This is a genomic window from Bacillus sp. BML-BC051 (assembly GCF_019656175.1).
GTDB classification, from domain to species: Bacteria; Bacillota; Bacilli; order Bacillales; family Bacillaceae_G; genus Bacillus_A; species Bacillus_A mobilis.
The window spans coordinates 84,088-100,122 of sequence record NZ_BPLI01000026.1 but is presented as its reverse complement, the minus strand read 5'-3'; the positions used below and the strand labels follow the sequence as shown (position 1 = coordinate 100,122).

Annotated in this window: 13 protein-coding genes; 5 read left to right on the top strand and 8 right to left on the bottom strand. The window is 35.7% G+C overall.

The window, feature by feature from the left end:
* Positions 1 to 2: 2 nt before the first annotated feature.
* Positions 3 to 1,430 (bottom strand): PTS system trehalose-specific EIIBC component, encoded by a 1,428-nt coding sequence (gene treP, locus K5S59_RS13020; RefSeq protein WP_097844431.1) that lies wholly within the window; start codon positions 1,428 to 1,430, stop codon positions 3 to 5.
* Between the two features lie 140 nt (positions 1,431 to 1,570).
* Positions 1,571 to 2,281 carry a trehalose operon repressor gene (treR, locus tag K5S59_RS13015; RefSeq protein WP_000987245.1) on the bottom strand — a complete coding sequence of 237 codons (711 nt, stop codon included), beginning with the start codon at positions 2,279 to 2,281 and terminating at the stop codon, positions 1,571 to 1,573.
* Between the two features lie 449 nt (positions 2,282 to 2,730).
* On the opposite strand from treR, the gene K5S59_RS13010 reads away from it, so the two are divergent.
* Positions 2,731 to 4,128 carry an amino acid permease gene (locus K5S59_RS13010; protein ID WP_000448432.1) on the top strand — a complete coding sequence of 466 codons (1,398 nt, stop codon included), beginning with the start codon at positions 2,731 to 2,733 and terminating at the stop codon, positions 4,126 to 4,128.
* Positions 4,129 to 4,159: 31 nt separating this feature from the next.
* Here K5S59_RS13010 and K5S59_RS13005 read toward each other — a convergent pair whose 3' ends face one another.
* Positions 4,160 to 5,863 carry a putative bifunctional diguanylate cyclase/phosphodiesterase gene (locus K5S59_RS13005; RefSeq protein ID WP_000893355.1) on the bottom strand — a complete coding sequence of 568 codons (1,704 nt, stop codon included), beginning with the start codon at positions 5,861 to 5,863 and terminating at the stop codon, positions 4,160 to 4,162.
* A 497-nt stretch (positions 5,864 to 6,360) separates the two neighbouring features.
* Complete coding sequence (locus K5S59_RS13000) at positions 6,361 to 6,705, bottom strand: cobalt transporter (protein ID WP_120449472.1); 345 nt, start codon at positions 6,703 to 6,705, stop codon at positions 6,361 to 6,363.
* Between the two features lie 367 nt (positions 6,706 to 7,072).
* On the opposite strand from K5S59_RS13000, the gene K5S59_RS12995 reads away from it, so the two are divergent.
* The 3 genes from K5S59_RS12995 to K5S59_RS12985 all read left to right on the top strand — a co-directional run bounded on the left by K5S59_RS12995 (position 7,073) and on the right by K5S59_RS12985 (position 11,510).
* On the top strand, positions 7,073 to 8,602 hold the full coding sequence (locus K5S59_RS12995; RefSeq protein WP_000743051.1) for a cardiolipin synthase: 1,530 nt from the start codon (positions 7,073 to 7,075) through the stop codon (positions 8,600 to 8,602).
* A 127-nt stretch (positions 8,603 to 8,729) separates the two neighbouring features.
* Entirely contained in the window at positions 8,730 to 9,623 is an 894-nt protein-coding gene (locus tag K5S59_RS12990) for an ATP-binding protein (protein ID WP_000892966.1), read from the top strand.
* 3 nt (positions 9,624 to 9,626) lie between these two features.
* Positions 9,627 to 11,510 carry a vWA domain-containing protein gene (locus tag K5S59_RS12985; protein WP_001248854.1) on the top strand — a complete coding sequence of 628 codons (1,884 nt, stop codon included), beginning with the start codon at positions 9,627 to 9,629 and terminating at the stop codon, positions 11,508 to 11,510.
* Between the two features lie 38 nt (positions 11,511 to 11,548).
* Here K5S59_RS12985 and K5S59_RS12980 read toward each other — a convergent pair whose 3' ends face one another.
* The 3 genes from K5S59_RS12980 to K5S59_RS12970 are packed head-to-tail and all read right to left on the bottom strand — an operon-like array spanning position 11,549 to position 14,231.
* Positions 11,549 to 11,971, bottom strand: coding sequence for an NUDIX hydrolase (locus K5S59_RS12980; protein WP_001189936.1), 423 nt, complete (start codon positions 11,969 to 11,971; stop codon positions 11,549 to 11,551).
* A 59-nt stretch (positions 11,972 to 12,030) separates the two neighbouring features.
* Complete coding sequence (locus K5S59_RS12975) at positions 12,031 to 12,996, bottom strand: L-threonine 3-dehydrogenase (protein ID WP_073517306.1); 966 nt, start codon at positions 12,994 to 12,996, stop codon at positions 12,031 to 12,033.
* A 44-nt stretch (positions 12,997 to 13,040) separates the two neighbouring features.
* Positions 13,041 to 14,231 carry a glycine C-acetyltransferase gene (locus K5S59_RS12970; protein WP_000095906.1) on the bottom strand — a complete coding sequence of 397 codons (1,191 nt, stop codon included), beginning with the start codon at positions 14,229 to 14,231 and terminating at the stop codon, positions 13,041 to 13,043.
* Between the two features lie 213 nt (positions 14,232 to 14,444).
* On the opposite strand from K5S59_RS12970, the gene K5S59_RS12965 reads away from it, so the two are divergent.
* Positions 14,445 to 15,176: a class I SAM-dependent methyltransferase gene (locus K5S59_RS12965; RefSeq protein WP_120449470.1), complete on the top strand. Its 732-nt coding sequence runs from the start codon at positions 14,445 to 14,447 to the stop codon at positions 15,174 to 15,176.
* 31 nt (positions 15,177 to 15,207) lie between these two features.
* On the opposite strand, the gene K5S59_RS12960 is transcribed toward K5S59_RS12965, so the two are convergent.
* The gene (locus K5S59_RS12960; protein ID WP_001167960.1) at positions 15,208 to 16,029 is read right to left on the bottom strand and encodes an ABC transporter ATP-binding protein; all 822 of its coding nucleotides are present in this window, start codon (positions 16,027 to 16,029) and stop codon (positions 15,208 to 15,210) included.
* Positions 16,030 to 16,035 lie beyond the last annotated feature (6 nt).

The following is a 16,035-nucleotide window of genomic DNA, read 5'->3' as shown; positions in this document are numbered from 1 at the left end:
TCCTACTTCTGTTTTGCTCGTTTTGCAAATAACCACGTTAACGTAAATGGGATTACAACTGCGATAATCATTCCTACAATAAATATTGGAATTGATTTCGGAATGATAGAAATAAATGCTGGTAATCCGCCAATTCCGATAGCAGGTGCTAATACACCATTTAGCGTAATAAATATAGCTGCAATAGCCGATCCTATAATTGCGGCATAGAACGGGAATTTATTTCGTAAGTTTACACCAAACATAGCTGGCTCTGTAATACCGAAATATGCTGAGATTGCTGATGTAGATGCCATACTTTTATCATTTTGATTTTTAGAAATCCAGAACATCGCAAGTGCCGCACTACCTTGCGCAATGTTAGAAAGAGCAATCATTGGCCAAATGAATGTACCACCGTGCTGTGCAATTAATTGTAAGTCGATAGCAATAAACATATGATGCATACCTGTAATTACAAGCGGTGCATATAATGCTCCAAACAATACTGCTCCAACTACTGGTACTGTTTCATATACACCTACTAATCCAGCTGTTAATAAATCTCCAATATGACGTGTAACTGGACCAATAATTCCTAATGCTAACACACCTGTTACAACAATCGTTGTAATTGGTACAACTAATAATTGAATTGCATTCGGTACATGTTTCTTTAAGAAGATTTCCACTTTACTTAGTACAAATGCTGCTACTAAAACCGGTAAGATTTGACCTTGATACCCTACCTTTTCAATTTGAAATAGTCCTAAAATATCGAAGTACTCAATCTTTTGTCCATCTAAACCAGTCGCTGCTTTGCCATAATCCCACGCGTTTAATAAGGCTGGATGCACAAGCATTAATCCCATAACAATCCCTAATATCGGACTACCACCAAAACGCTTCGTTGCTGACCAACCGACAAGTGCTGGTAAGAATACGAATGCTGTATTCGCCATCATATTAATTAAATCCCAAAGCCCACTTAAGTTTGGATACACATCTAATAAATTTTTACCTTCAAAAAATAAGTCCTTCGCCCCTAATAGATTGTTAATTCCCATTAGTAAACCAGCTGTTACGATTGCTGGTAATATCGGCATAAATACATCTGAAAATACTTTTACAAACTTTTGAGCTGGATTTAACTTTTGGTTTCCAGAGTCTTTCACGTCAGCTACTGTCGCTTCCTTCATACCTGCAAGCGTTATCAATTCTGCATATACTCGATCTACATCTCCTGGACCAATTACAATTTGAAATACCCCAGCGTTATGAAACGCTCCCTTCACTAATGAAACAGACTGCAATTTATCGTTATCTATTTTACTTTCATCTTTTAAAGCGATACGGAGCCTCGTTACACAGTGCGCAGCTTGTTCAATATTGTCTTTCCCACCAATATACTGCAACACTTCCTCTGCTGTTTGACGATAGTCTTTCCCCATATTCCCGTCCCTCTTTTCTTTTTTTGATACCGTTTACAATTACATATTAACTCGTATATATAAGTTAGTCAACACTCGTATATACGAGTTTGTAATTTTTTTATAAAAAAAGAGATGAAACAATAGTTTGTTCCACCTCTTTACTTCCTCCGCGCCACATCCGAAAAATGAAAAATATCTAAACGATGGCGTGATTCTGTATATTCGAACTGACTCCCATCATAAAAATGCGTAAAGTTTTTCACGACAACAACATAGTCTGTTCCATTTAAATCTAAATACTTTCTATCGTCCTCTGTACATGACTGTACTTCAATTACTCTCTGTGAGTAACTAATATGAAGACCTAGTTCTTTCTCAATGTATTTATAAATGGACTGCGCTGCAATTTCACTCGTTAATCCAGGAATATATTCCGATACAAAATGATTGATATCCAAAATTACTTTTTCCCCATCAATATTCCGTACGCGTTTAATATGATCTATTTCTGTTTTCTCTTTCACATTTAATAGCTTTGCAACCTCTTTTGTCGCTTTTACTTTCTCCATTTCCACGACTTCTGTAATACAATGGCGTCCTAAACGTTCATTTTCTTCTTGGAAGCTTACAATGCCACCGAAGTTGAATTCAATGTTTTTTCGCTTTAAAACAAAAACACCTTTTCCATGTATTTTTTGAACATACCCACGCTCTTGTAATAAATCTACAGCTTTTCTTACAGTACCGCGGCTTGCTTCATACTGCTTCATTAATTCAGTTTCTGATGGGATTTTGCATCCCTCTTTTAATTGTTTATTATCAATTGACTTGCTGATTTCTGTATAAATTTGTTCATACTTACTCATCATCTACAATAGCCCCTTGTCACCTTCTAATTCTATATGTATTATACCACGCTACACTCTTCTGCCAATCTCTCACTTATTTTCCAGTATAGGAAAAATACAGGTAAATATTTAATCTCTAAAACGTATTTTTATAAAAATTTTTATATTTTTCTTTTCATTCAAAAAAACATGTAGTATACTAACTTCAAAATCAGAGGAGAAAGGGAGCAAAGAACTATGCTTACTTATACAACAATTGTAGTTACATTTGCACAAAAACATCATCATCATACGTAACCCTTGAAACCTAGCGGAAAAATTACGCGTAGGTACAAGGGTTATTCCCGTTGTACCTACGTTAGGCGAAGAGCCATGTAGGTATTTTTTATCTACATGGCTCTTTTTTTATTGCCAAAAAGCTAGTAAAAAATGATGTTTAAGCAAAACTTACTACAAAGGAGTTAACAAAAATGGAAACGAAAAAATGGGGATTATGGATTTTAACAGCTTTTGTGATCGGAAATATGGTTGGCGGTGGCGTATTTATGCTCCCAGCGAATTTAGCACAAGTATCAGGTCCAATGGGTTCTACACTTGCTTGGAGTATTACAGGTCTTGGCGTATTTATGATTGCACTCGTATTTGGAAATTTAGCAATTCGAAAACCAGAATTAAAAGCAGGACCACAAAGTTACGCTCAAGCAATGTTCCCTTCAAAAAAAGCGGGAAAAGTTGCAGGATACAGTATGGCATGGGGATATTGGGCTGCGAACTGGGCTGCAACAGCATCTGTTATTATTTCCTTTGCTGGATATTTATCAACATTCTTTCCAGTTTTACAAAGTAAGCAAATTCTCTTTTCAACGAACGGATTTTCACTAGAACTCGGAAAAGGATTAACTTTCCTCGTATGTAGCCTTATGTTATGGGGAATTCAATATATTCTGTCTCAAAATATTGACCGAGCTGGAAATATGAATCTTCTTGCTACCATTGCAAAAATTATCGGATTTACAATGTTTATTGTAATCACATTATTCATTTTCAATGCCTCTAATTTCGGAGACGGTCAAACATTTATGAATGAGGCAGGACAATCAATTTCGTTAGGTGGACAAATCAATTCAGCTGCTATCGCAACACTTTGGGCATTTATCGGTATTGAATCTGCTGTAATGCTTTCTAACCGTGCTAAATCTCAGCGCGATGTAAAAAAAGCTACCATTTTCGGATTAATTATCGCTCTTCTTATTTACATGTCAATTACTTTACTTACAATGGGAGCTCTTCCACAAGATGCTTTAAAAGAGTCTCAAAAACCATTAGTAGACGCATTAAATTTAGCAATTGGCAATAAAGGTGCCTATATCATGGCTTTACTTGCACTTGTATCTTTATTTGGATCTACAGTTGGCTGGATCGTTGTTAGTTCAGAAGTACCTTACCAGGCAGCCAAGAATGGACTTTTCCCTAAGTTTTTCGCGAAAACAAATAAAAAAGGTAGTCCTTCAAAATCATTATTTATTACAAATGTGATGACGCAAATTTTCTTATTCTCAACGATTTCTGGCACTGTGTCAGAAGCCTATAATTTCGCTATCGTTGTAGCAACATTAGCTTATTTAATCCCATACCTTGTTTCCACGCTGTACCAATTCAAATTGGTTATTACAGGAGAAACGTATGATATAATGCCTGGCTCTCGAATAAAGGATGGAATCATTACTACACTAGCATTTGTCTACTCTATTTGGGTTATCAAAACAGGAACTGCTGATTTAAAAACGTTCTTCTTAGGAATCGGATTGTTTGTATTAGGTCTTATTCTTTATCCAGTATTAATGAAAGGCTCAAAAAAAATGAATTAAAAAAAGAGAAGCTACTGGCTTCTCTTTTTTATTAAAAATCTGTAATTAACTTTTCTTTTAACTCTCCTATAGATAAAGGTCTCGCATAATAAAATCCTTGTACGTAATCACAGCCCATAGATTGTAATAAACTTTCTTGCTCTACTGTTTCTACCCCTTCAGCAACTACTGCTAAATTTAAGCTATGGGCAATTTCAATAACAGATTTTACAATCGTTCGCTCTGGCTGTGCGTGATCATAATGAAATTCACGAATAAAGTTACGATCAATTTTCACTATATCCAGTGGCAGTTGCTTTAAATAGTATAAAGAAGAATAACCCGTTCCAAAGTCATCTAAAGCAATTAAAATACCCATATTTCTTAATTCTTGTAATGTAGCAATAATATAATCAAAATGGCGAACAGCGATACTCTCCGTTACTTCCAAAATTAAACGATTCGGTGGAAAGCCAGTTCTCCTTAAAATGCTACGTACAGATAAAATAAAACGCTTTTGCATTAATTGTTGTATGGATAAATTAACAGATAACCTTAGTCCTTCTTCATAATCTGGCAATGTTTTAAACAAGCGACATGACTTTTCTAATACCCAGTCTCCTAATTTTATAATAAGTCCAGATTCTTCAGCTACTGGAATAAATTCGCCTGGCGAAATAGGCCCTTCTTCTGTCGAACAACGTGCTAAAGCTTCAATACCAGTATATTTCTTCGTTTTCAAATCAATAATAGGCTGCAGTACCACATCTAATTCTTCATCACGAATTGCCTTTTGCAAAGCGAATTCAATTTTCATTCTACGATTTATTTTCGCACGTAACTCATCTGTAAAGAAACAAGCGGCATTTCTACCTTGTTCTTTCGCACTGTACATGGCTAAATCCGAATTTTTCAATAGTGTTTCTACATCTTGTCCGTCTTGCGGATATGAGCACAGTCCTAGACTAGCTGAAATGTATACTTCATGACCTTCAAGCATGAATGGTGCCTGAAAACATGACAACACAGATGTCGCTAACTGCCTCATCTCATCTTGTGTATGATTTTTTGTTAACAGCACAAATTCGTCGCCACCCAGCCTAGCCAGAACATCTTTCTCTCCTAGCACATAATGCAACCGTGAAGCAACTTCGCTTAAAAGTAGATCTCCTATCATATGACCTAGCGTATCGTTTACTAATTTAAAACGATCTAAATCAAAGTAAATCATACCAAATTCTTTTTTGTCTGCAATCATCTCGTTTACAGTCGTTATTAACTGCAATCGGTTTGGTAAACTCGTTAAAGCATCATGATACGCAAGCTCCCTATAACGACTTTCGCTTACCCGCAACCTCCGTTCTGCTTCTTTCCTACTACTAATATCATTTCGGATCGCAATAAATTGATATGGCTCTCCTTTTTCATTTAAAAATGGAACAATTGTTGTTTTAACCCAATAATATGTACCATCTTTTGCTTGATTTCGAATCTCACCTCTCCATACTTTTCCGCTCAAAATGCGCTTCCATAGAATTTGAAAAAATGTTTTCGGGTGATATCCTGAATTTAAAATACGATGATCTTTCCCTATTAACTCTTCTCGTGTATATTTGGAGATTTCACAAAACTTATCATTTACATATGTAATAAGACCCTTTCGGTCTGTAATCGCAACAATTGAAGACTCATCTAATGCTAACTTTAAATCTCGCAATGAAGAGTCATATAATGCATGACCTCTTTGTTCTAGCATGCGCATCTCTCCTTGCTTCCTATCTGACTAAAGCACAACTTGTTTCTTTTCATAGAAATAGAGATATTTCATTTCCTAATAATCGTCCTCTACATAAATCACGTTTTGAAATATGCCGATTAAAATAACATAATATTATTTGTAATAAAAAGCAATATAATACCGTTTCAATTATAAATAGTAGTCTCTGATCGTTATAATTAGCTTACTTTATTATACCTTATTCATTCTCTTACATTCCTTTATAGCTAGCTCCATACAACCACTGTTTCCTACTAATCCCGCTCACATTTAACCTCTTTGCTTTACTAGCGAAATAGAAGTTTGAGCACACTATACAACTATTCACGAATAATAATATAAAAATTAAAATTAGTATATATGTTTTTGAATTACAATAACAAAATATTAACATATTTTCACCTTTATTTTGGAAATATTTTATAAATAAATACTTTATTAAACGAAAAAAAAAGAGGATAGCCTCTTTTTTTCGTTTAATACGGATATGGCATTGGCTGATAACCCGGATATGGCGTTGGGTATGGGGCTGGATAAGTTACTGGGTACGGTGCTGGATAGTAGCCTCCACCTGCTGCACCCGTTAATGCACCAGCTGTAAGTCCACCTAACATGCCTCCAGCAAAACTTCCAGGGAAAAATCCACCGCCCCATGAGCCGCCACCCCAGCCCCATCCACCACCGTGATGATGATGATGATCATAATGATTGTGACCACCATAGTGATGATGCCCGCCATTATGATGGTTTCCTCCATGATTATGACGATAATACAATCCGTTATTTTCTATATAATTCATATTTCTCCTCTCCTTTGCCATTTTCTCAACTTAATAGGTATTGCATGAATAGTACGGACCTTGTTAGTAACCTATATAATAAGAAGAAACCACATAATACGGATAACCATATCCTAAGTTTCAGCATGCATCTGCTACAAATCCATGATATGATTATCCCCTTTCCTATATAAAGGGCCTGGGTTTTGTCCCTCCTACACTGTTTATTAACCAGCAAATAGCGGGATAATAACGTAACAATATACTGTATGTAGGACAAATGCGGAAAGCATGGGGAAACTGCCTATATTTTGTAAAAAAATCAAAACACTTTATAATAAGAATGTCGGATTATACCTTTTTATATTAGAAGTCTATATTTAAGAAAGATTAGAGGAATTTTATAGAAATGAAGAAGCCTATCGTTCAATTATTATTGGTATTTACAATTATATCTATCGTTCTTTTCCTATTAAATACATCATTTATTTCTTTATATACATTTGTCGGTGCACTATGGTCTATTACAATCGTAGGAATTTCATTCGTTATTTTTATCGAAAATAGGTCTCCTCAAAGCACCTTAGCATGGTTTTTAGTATTAGCACTTCTTCCCGTTATAGGGGTGCTTTTATACTCTATTTTCGGTCGTAGCCGTTGGAGAAGAAAAAAACATCTACATCGTTCAGAAGAGCAAAGAAAATTATTCCGTGAAATATTAGAAGGAAGACGAGTAGAATTATCACTCACAGTCCCCTTACATGAACGTTCTACACATTTAACAAAAGTCGTACAAAGATTTGGAGGCGGACCTGCCGCAGATAAAACAACTACAAAACTTTTAACAAATGGCGATCAAACATTCTCAGAAATTTTGCAAGCTATCGAGCAAGCAAAACATCACATACATATTCAATACTATATTTATAAATCTGATGAGATTGGTACAAAAGTTCGAGATGCTTTAATAAAAAAAGCAAAAGATGGTGTTATTGTACGATTCCTTTATGATGGACTCGGAAGTAACACTTTAAGAAGACGTTTTTTACAACCTATGAAAGAAGCTGGAATTGAAATTGTTGAATTTGATCCTATTTTTTCAGCTTGGTTACTTGAAACTGTCAATTATCGTAACCATCGAAAAATCGTTATTGTAGATGGAGAAATCGGTTTTACTGGTGGACTCAACGTCGGTGATGAATATCTTGGTCGTTCAAAAAAATTTCCCGTTTGGCGTGATAGTCATTTAAAAATAGAAGGAAAAGCACTATATAAATTACAAGCAATTTTTCTAGAGGACTGGCTCTATGCCTCTAGTGGTTTAAACAACTATTCTTGGGATCAATTTATGAATAGACAATACTTCCCAGGTAAAGAAATTTCAAATACAGAAGGCGCTGTGCAAATTGTAGCGAGCGGACCAAGCTCAGATGATAAAAGCATTCGTAATACATTATTAGCCGTTATGGGATCTGCAAAAAAATCGATTTGGATCGCTACACCATACTTTATTCCAGATCAAGAAACCTTAACATTATTACGTTTAAGTGCAATATCTGGCATAGATGTACGCATTTTATATCCTGGTAAAAGTGATAGTATTATTAGTGATCAAGCATCACAATCCTACTTCACTCCACTTTTAAAAGCTGGTGCCTCCATTTATAGTTATAAAGATGGTTTTATGCATGCAAAAATTGTACTCGTTGATGATAAAATCGCGACAATCGGAACAGCAAATATGGACGTACGTAGCTTTGAATTAAATTACGAACTTATTAGCGTACTATATGAATCAGAGACCGTTCATGATATTAAACGTGATTTTGAAGATGACTTTAAATATTCCACTGAAATTAAATGGAACACATTCCAAAAAAGAAGTATCAAAAAACGAATATTAGAGTCTTTCATGCGACTCATTTCTCCATTACTGTAAGCAATCAATATAATATTGATTGCTTTTTGTTTTGCATTTATCCCCTTTCCTTTTCTTTGCATACCATATTAAAACAAGTTATCATAAGATGTATTACTTTATGAAAATAATGTTAGGTGGGAAATACATGTTAGAACAATTTCATATACATGCTGATTTAAAACAACAGCTCTCAACCATTCACGAAAAGAATAAGCAAGAAGCTGGTGAAAATGCACATTTAATTGGTAAGAAAATATATAAAGCATCTGATAACAGCATTATTGAAGATGCTATTACAGCACTTCTTCTTGGCAAAAACATTCTACTAAAAGGACCAACTGGTAGTGGTAAAACAGTACTAGCGGAAACTCTTTCTTCTTTATTCCAAAAACCAATGCATAGCATTAACTGTTCTGTCGACCTAGATGTAGAAGGTATTTTAGGATACAACACGCTACAAACAAAAGATGGCGCATCTGAAGTTACATTTGTTAACGGTCCTCTTATGAAAGCAATGAAGAGCGGTCATTTCTTATATATTGATGAAATCAATATGGCAAAACCTGAAACGTTACCACTTCTTCACGGTGCGTTAGATTACCGTAAAATGATTACTAACCCGTTTACACAAGAAGTTGTATATGGTGATGACGAGTATCGTGTAATTGCGGCAATTAATGAAGGTTACGTTGGTACAAGTGAACTAAACGAAGCATTAAAAAACCGTTTCGTTATTATTGAAGTTCCTTACATTCAAGGTGATACATTAAAAGAACTATTATTAGCTGAATCAAAATTAAATGATGTTGCAACAATTGAAAAGTTCGTTGCATTTGCAAGCGACCTTATGCCTTTAGCTCGTGATGGACGTGTAAGTGAAGAGGCAGCAAGTATTCGTGGCATTATCGACGCATGTGATTTAGGTGTATATATTCCTGTTATGCGCGCAATCGAACGTAGTATTATCGCAAAATTAAACGATGAAACAGAACAAATGACTGTCCGTGAATTAGCAGAAAGTTATTTCTTTGAGGGATAATTCATGAGACAAATTTTTAGTGACAAAAAAATTGATGCGTCGCTGTTTCTACAAATGGAAAACTTAATGTATGCTCTTTTAAAAGAAGACGATGCCTACCTTGAGTATGGCTATAAAGCATACTACGACGAAATTGAAAAAAAGGTTGTCATTAGTCACTTTTGGGATGATCGAAAAGAAGAGGATACAGTAATCGGATTAAAAAGCGAAGTGTTTTTAAAAGCACTTGGTAATAAACATTACTCGGACATGACTTTAATTCGTTCTTATGCGATTGAATTACAAGAATCACCCTTAAAAAAGTTTTTAACACAATTATTTGTTCTATTAGAAGATTTACGTGTTGAGGAAATCGTAAAAAACTTACGCCCTGGCACAAAGCATGTTTTTAAAAGAAGAAAAGAAATGTATCGCAATTACTTTGGTTCACAAAATGAAATCAATCGTGTTCGTAACTATCACGGTGATCGTCTATTTTGTCTCTGCTATCTTTCATTAACGAGCGATAAATATGAAATGTTTAATAATGAATATTTCGAGCAAATTGAAGCAATTTTGCATGAAACATTCCAAGCCCGTAATACAGAAGACATTATGTATATCGTTGAAAAAATTCGCTATCGTTTAGAAGGACTTCTTGAAAGTGATATGCTGAACAATTATTTCGGACATGCTCCGCTTTATTTATCTGTCATTGCAGACGAAAAAAACTGTCGTGTCGAAGATTTAGCAAATGATGATACGCAGCTCGTAGATGACGATGAAAATAAAAACAAAATGGATGAAAGTTTCTCCACATGGCATCGTGAAAATAAAAATAACGAAAACGAGAACTTTTTACGCTTTGAATTAGAAAGCGGAACAAAAACAAACATGATGGGCGATACTGCTCGTGAATCAGAAGATGGTGACCAAGCACTTGGCTCTGTACAAGGTACTTCTCAAAAAAGTACACAATCCAACTTTGATGGCGCTGATACAGAAGAAGCAAGAGCTTCACACGCTTCTAGCCAAAACGAGGGTGCGTACGGTAAGTATAACGTTGGTGCCTCTCATACATTTAAAGAAGCTCGTAAAGCAAATGCCGATGAGAAAAAAGATTACCAAGCTATCAAATCAGTCGTTAATAAAGATGTAAAAGAATTAAAGAAAATTATCGAAAAAACGATTGAAAATAAAACGAATGCAAATAGTGATAAATACTACGGAAGACTTCGTAAGAAATTCCTTCGTATTTATACTGAAAAGCAGCCGCGCATGTTTTATAAAAAAGGACAAGAATCACAAGAACTCGATGTTGCATTCCAATTGTTAGTCGACTGCTCTGGTTCTATGTATAACAAAATGGAAGAAACGAAAAAAAGTGTGGTCCTATTCCATGAAGCGTTGAAATCTTTAAAAATCCCGCACGCTATTAGCGGATTTTGGGAAGATGCTTCTAGTGCTAAACCTGAAGATAAGCCGAACGTTATCCATGAAGTTGTAACGTATAAAAACTCAACGTTACCAAACGTTGGTCCCGAAATTATGCAGCTTCGCGAAGAAGAAGATAACCGCGACGGATATATTATTCGTATCGTTTCTGAAAAGCTTGCGAAAAGACCAGAAAAGCATAAATTCTTACTCGTCTTTACAGACGGTGAGCCTTCTGCGCTGGACTATCAGCAAGACGGTATTTTAGATACGCATGAAGCTGTCAAACTTGCTCGTAAAAGTGGTATGGAAGTAATCGGGATCTTCATCGAAGAAGGCGAAGCGAAAGAAGCAACTTATCAATTAATGAAGAACATTTATAACCATCACTTCTTAGTTGCAAATCACGCTGAAGATTTACGCCTGAAGATTAAACCACTATTGAAAAAGTTACTACTGAAGACGATTGAATAGAAAAACAGGAGCCTTGCGCTCCTGTTTTTTTCTTTCACTCACTTTGTTTCTGGTTGAAATTTGTATGGAATGGCTACTTCTAATAATGCCTCGAATCCTCTATCGTAGAATGGGAATCGTTCATTTGCGAGCGTTCGATCCACCCACTCTATTGCAGAAATTTCTTCTTCATCTTCCGCAATCAGTTCACCTTTTACTACATTTGCTCGGAATGTAAAAAGTATTGCATGATTCCCTGATGCTTCAAAGAATTTTTCATTGATCGCAACAAGTCCACCTGCCACGGCAGTTAAACCTGTCTCTTCTTTCACTTCTCTTATTAGTGCTTCCTCTAACGTTTCATCCTTTTCAACAGCCCCGCCTGGCAATGACCAAACGTTTTGTTCTACATTATGTACCATTAATATTTTATCTGTTTCTTCGTCATGTATTAGTGCATATACGACATCAACTCTTTGCATACGACTTCTCTCCCTCCAAAAATGATGAAGAGCCGATTCCTAAGAATCGACTCTTCCTATTAATTCATCACTAACTCAGCTGTGAGCTTTTTTTTTAACTTAGCCAGCATGTCCGTTGTCATTTTGTCTAAATCGTATTCTGCTTTAAAGCCCCACTCTTTCATTGCTGCTGTTGCATCAATAGAGTTTGGCCAGCTATCAGCGATTGTTTGACGAGCAGGATCTACAGCGTAATCCATTGTAAACGTCGGGATGTGTTTACGAATCGATGCTGCGATTTGCTCTGGCTCAAAGCTCATTGCTGTAATATTAAACGCGTTTCTATGCACAAGTTTACTTGGATCAGCTTCCATTAATGAAATGATCGCTTGTAAAGCATCTGGCATATACATCATATCCATGTATGTGCCTTCTGCAATGTATGAGGTGTATGTGCCTTTTTTAATCGCCTCATAATAAATTTCAACTGCATAGTCAGTTGTTCCGCCTCCTGGAGGAGCTACGTAAGAAATTAAACCTGGGAAACGTACACCGCGCGTATCAACGCCAAACTTTTGATGATAATAATCACATAGTAATTCTCCTGCTACTTTGTTTACCCCATACATCGTAGTAGGACGCTGAATTGTATCTTGTGGCGTATTATCTTTCGGCGTTGATGGACCGAATGCACCGATAGAACTTGGCGTGAAAAACTTACAGTTTAATTCACGAGCTGCTTCTAATGCATTTACAAGTCCACCCATATTTAAATTCCAAGCAAATAACGGATTTTTTTCTGCTGTTGCTGAAAGTAAAGCTGCTAAATGAATAATTGTATCTACTTCATTACGCTTTGCGATATCATGTAGTTTTTGTCCATCTGTTACATCTAACGTTTCAAATGGACCAGACGTTACTACTTCACTATCTGTTTCACGAATATCTGTTGCAATAATATTTGATGCACCGTATACATCACGAAGTTTCATTACTAGTTCAGAACCAATTTGCCCTAAAGAACCGGTTACTAGAATTTTTTTCATTTTCCCCACTCCTCATTTGCAAGCTATTCAAAAGATGTCGTTACTTAAATGATGCCCATTTCTTTCCCTACTTTTTCATACTTACGAATTGCTTCATCTAACATTTCTTTCGTATGAGCTGCTGTAGGCATATTACGAACGCGTCCTGTTCCTTTTGCTACAGTTGGGAACACGATAGATTTTGCGTAAACGCCTTCTTCATTTAGACGTTTACTAAATTCTTGTGTTAATACTTCGTCACCAATAATACAAGGTGTAATTGGCGTTTCACTTTCTCCGATGTTAAAGCCAAGTTCTTTTAACCCTTGTTTTAAATAGCGACCATTTTCCCATAAACGATCGTGCAACTCTGTGCTTTCCATTAAGATTTCAATTGATCTCATACATGCAGCTGCATCAGCTGGTGTTAATGCTGTAGAGAATAAGAATGGACGTGAACGAACTTTTAACCAGTCAATTAAGTTTTGTTTCCCTGCTACATATCCACCAATTACCCCAATTGCTTTTGATAATGTACCAATTTGGAAATCAACTTTATCAGACAGACCGAAGTGCTTTACAGTTCCTGCACCTTTACCAAGTACACCTGAACCGTGTGCATCATCTACGTATGTCATTAAGTCTAATTCTTCTGCAATCTCAACAATTTCTGGTAGTTTTGCAACATCCCCATCCATTGAGAAGACACCGTCTGTAATTACCATTAATTTATTGTAAAGACCTGATTCTTTCGCCGCGATTGCTTTTTGGCGTAAATCTTCCATATCAGAATGTTTATAAACAATAATTTTTGCTTTTGATAGACGACTACCATCAATAATAGAAGCATGGTTTAATTCGTCTGAAAGAATCGCATCATTTTTATCCATAACGGCTGAAATCGCTGCCATATTACAGTTAAATCCTGATTGGTAAGCAATCGCTGCTTCTGTATGTTTAAACTTTGCAATTGTTTCTTCTAATTTAATATGCAAATCTAAAGTACCGTTAATTGTACGAACAGCTCCTGCTCCAACGCCGTACTTATGAATTGCACCAATTGCTGCTTCTTGCAAACGGCTATCTGTTGCTAATCCAAGATAGTTGTTTGAAGATAAGTTAATATATTCTTTTCCGCCAATTGTAATGATCGGTCCATTTGAACTCTCAAGCGGATCAATTACGTTATAAAGCCCCTTTGATTTTAAATCCTCTAAATTTTCTTCTAAAAATTTTGCAAGTGTTTTACTAGACATTGTGAAGCCTCCCATCGTTCATGTAAGCGAATTATTGTCTTAATAGTTCTAATAATCCCTCTACTAGCTTAACACGTTTTCAGAATTTATTATAGAAAAATAGTTTAAAGTAACCGCTTACAATTCTAGATTATATATGATTCATTACAAGAAATCTATCATTTACTTTTCATATTTGGTAGAATAAAAAAAATATTTAAGGGGGCTTCAATCATGGCATTTACTGAATCTGATGTATACAATAACGAAGCATTTTTTGAACAATATATGAAACGAAGATACCGAGAAAATAGCCCAAATGAATCACTTGAAAAACCAGCCTTCTTTCAACTCATTGGTGATGTGAAAGGAAAGCAAATCCTCGATTTAGGCTGTGGGGACGCTAAATTTGGCAAGGAATTATTAGAAAAAGACTGCCGCTCTTACACCGGTATTGAAGGCTCCGAACTTATGTATGAAAAAGCTAAAAAACAACTAGAAAATAAAAATGGGATCGTCCATTTTTTAAACCTCAAAGACTACACATACCCTCCTGCTACTTTTGATTTAGTAACATCTAGACTCGCCTTACATTATATTGAACATCTTCCTATCATTTTTCAAAATGTGTACGAAACTTTAAAAACAAATGGAACCTTTACTTTTAGCGTTCAACACCCTGTTATTACCTCTTCATTTGAAAGCTTGCAAACGAGCGGAAAAAGAACGAGTTGGCTCATCGATGATTATTTTAAAATGGGAAAACGCGTTGAACCCTGGATTGATCAAGAAGTTATTAAATATCATCGTACAACGGAAGAATATTTTACATTATTACAACAAGCTGGATTTACGATTACAAATATAAAAGAAGCTACACCAAATCAAACTTATTTTCAGAGCGAAGAAGAATATGAACGACGTTTACGTATTCCCCTCTTCCTACTATTCTCTTGCGAAAAATAAAAAAGACAATGATGATTCATCGTCTTTTTTATTATCTCATTGCCTGAGCAACCTCTTTACGTACACGTCTTCCTTTTCCGTGCGGAATACAAAGTGGCGTCCCAAATAACGGATCCGTACTAATTTGACATTCCATTCGGAATACATCACGTACTAGCTTCTCATCTACTACTTCTTCCGGCTTACCTTGTGCATATATTTGTTTATCTTGAATGGCTACAATATTATCTGCATAACGGCATGCTAAATTTAAATCGTGTAATACCATAACAATTGTTCTTTGTTCTGTTTCATTTAATTCGAATAATAAATCTAGCACTTCAATTTGGTGAGTCATATCTAAATATGTAGTAGGCTCATCCAGTAAAATAATATCTGTATCTTGTGCAAGCGTCATTGCAATCCAAGCACGTTGTCGTTGTCCACCTGAAAGAGCATGCACATCACGCTCAGCAAATTCTGTCATACCTGTTGCCGCAAGGGCTTTTTGTACCATTTCCTCATCTTTTTCTGACCATTGCTTCAGCCATGTTTGATATGGATAGCGTCCTTGTTTTACAAGTTGCAATACTGTAAGCCCTTCTGGTGCTTGTGGTCCTTGCGGTAAAATTGCCATTTGACGAGCGATTTGCTTCGTTTGCATACTTTGAATGGCTTGATTATCTAACAAAATGTCACCAGTTGTTGGTTTTAATAATCTAGCTAGTGAACGTAATAAAGTTGATTTCCCACAACCGTTAGAACCGATAAAGATTGTAATTTCGCCTTTTGGAATTTCTAAATTCAACTCATCAATAATAATTGTTTCACCATAAGACAACGTCAAACGTTTCGTCTCCAATGCTTTTTGCATATTCAT

What these genes read in the sequence shown, in the direction of transcription:
- K5S59_RS12970 (WP_000095906.1), bottom strand. Translation starts at nt 14,231, where the DNA reads ATGTCTAGTAAAACACTTGCAAAATTTTTAGAAGAAAATTTAGAGGAT.
- treP (WP_097844431.1), bottom strand. Translation starts at nt 1,430, where the DNA reads ATGGGGAAAGACTATCGTCAAACAGCAGAGGAAGTGTTGCAGTATATT.
- K5S59_RS13010 (WP_000448432.1), top strand. Translation starts at nt 2,731, where the DNA reads ATGGAAACGAAAAAATGGGGATTATGGATTTTAACAGCTTTTGTGATC.
- K5S59_RS12975 (WP_073517306.1), bottom strand. Translation starts at nt 12,996, where the DNA reads ATGAAAAAAATTCTAGTAACCGGTTCTTTAGGGCAAATTGGTTCTGAA.
- K5S59_RS12995 (WP_000743051.1), top strand. Translation starts at nt 7,073, where the DNA reads ATGAAGAAGCCTATCGTTCAATTATTATTGGTATTTACAATTATATCT.
- K5S59_RS12990 (WP_000892966.1), top strand. Translation starts at nt 8,730, where the DNA reads ATGTTAGAACAATTTCATATACATGCTGATTTAAAACAACAGCTCTCA.
- K5S59_RS12965 (WP_120449470.1), top strand. Translation starts at nt 14,445, where the DNA reads ATGGCATTTACTGAATCTGATGTATACAATAACGAAGCATTTTTTGAA.
- K5S59_RS12960 (WP_001167960.1), bottom strand. Translation starts at nt 16,029, where the DNA reads ATGCAAAAAGCATTGGAGACGAAACGTTTGACGTTGTCTTATGGTGAA.
- K5S59_RS13005 (WP_000893355.1), bottom strand. Translation starts at nt 5,863, where the DNA reads ATGCTAGAACAAAGAGGTCATGCATTATATGACTCTTCATTGCGAGAT.
- treR (WP_000987245.1), bottom strand. Translation starts at nt 2,281, where the DNA reads ATGATGAGTAAGTATGAACAAATTTATACAGAAATCAGCAAGTCAATT.
- K5S59_RS12980 (WP_001189936.1), bottom strand. Translation starts at nt 11,971, where the DNA reads ATGCAAAGAGTTGATGTCGTATATGCACTAATACATGACGAAGAAACA.
- K5S59_RS13000 (WP_120449472.1), bottom strand. Translation starts at nt 6,705, where the DNA reads ATGGCAAAGGAGAGGAGAAATATGAATTATATAGAAAATAACGGATTG.
- K5S59_RS12985 (WP_001248854.1), top strand. Translation starts at nt 9,627, where the DNA reads ATGAGACAAATTTTTAGTGACAAAAAAATTGATGCGTCGCTGTTTCTA.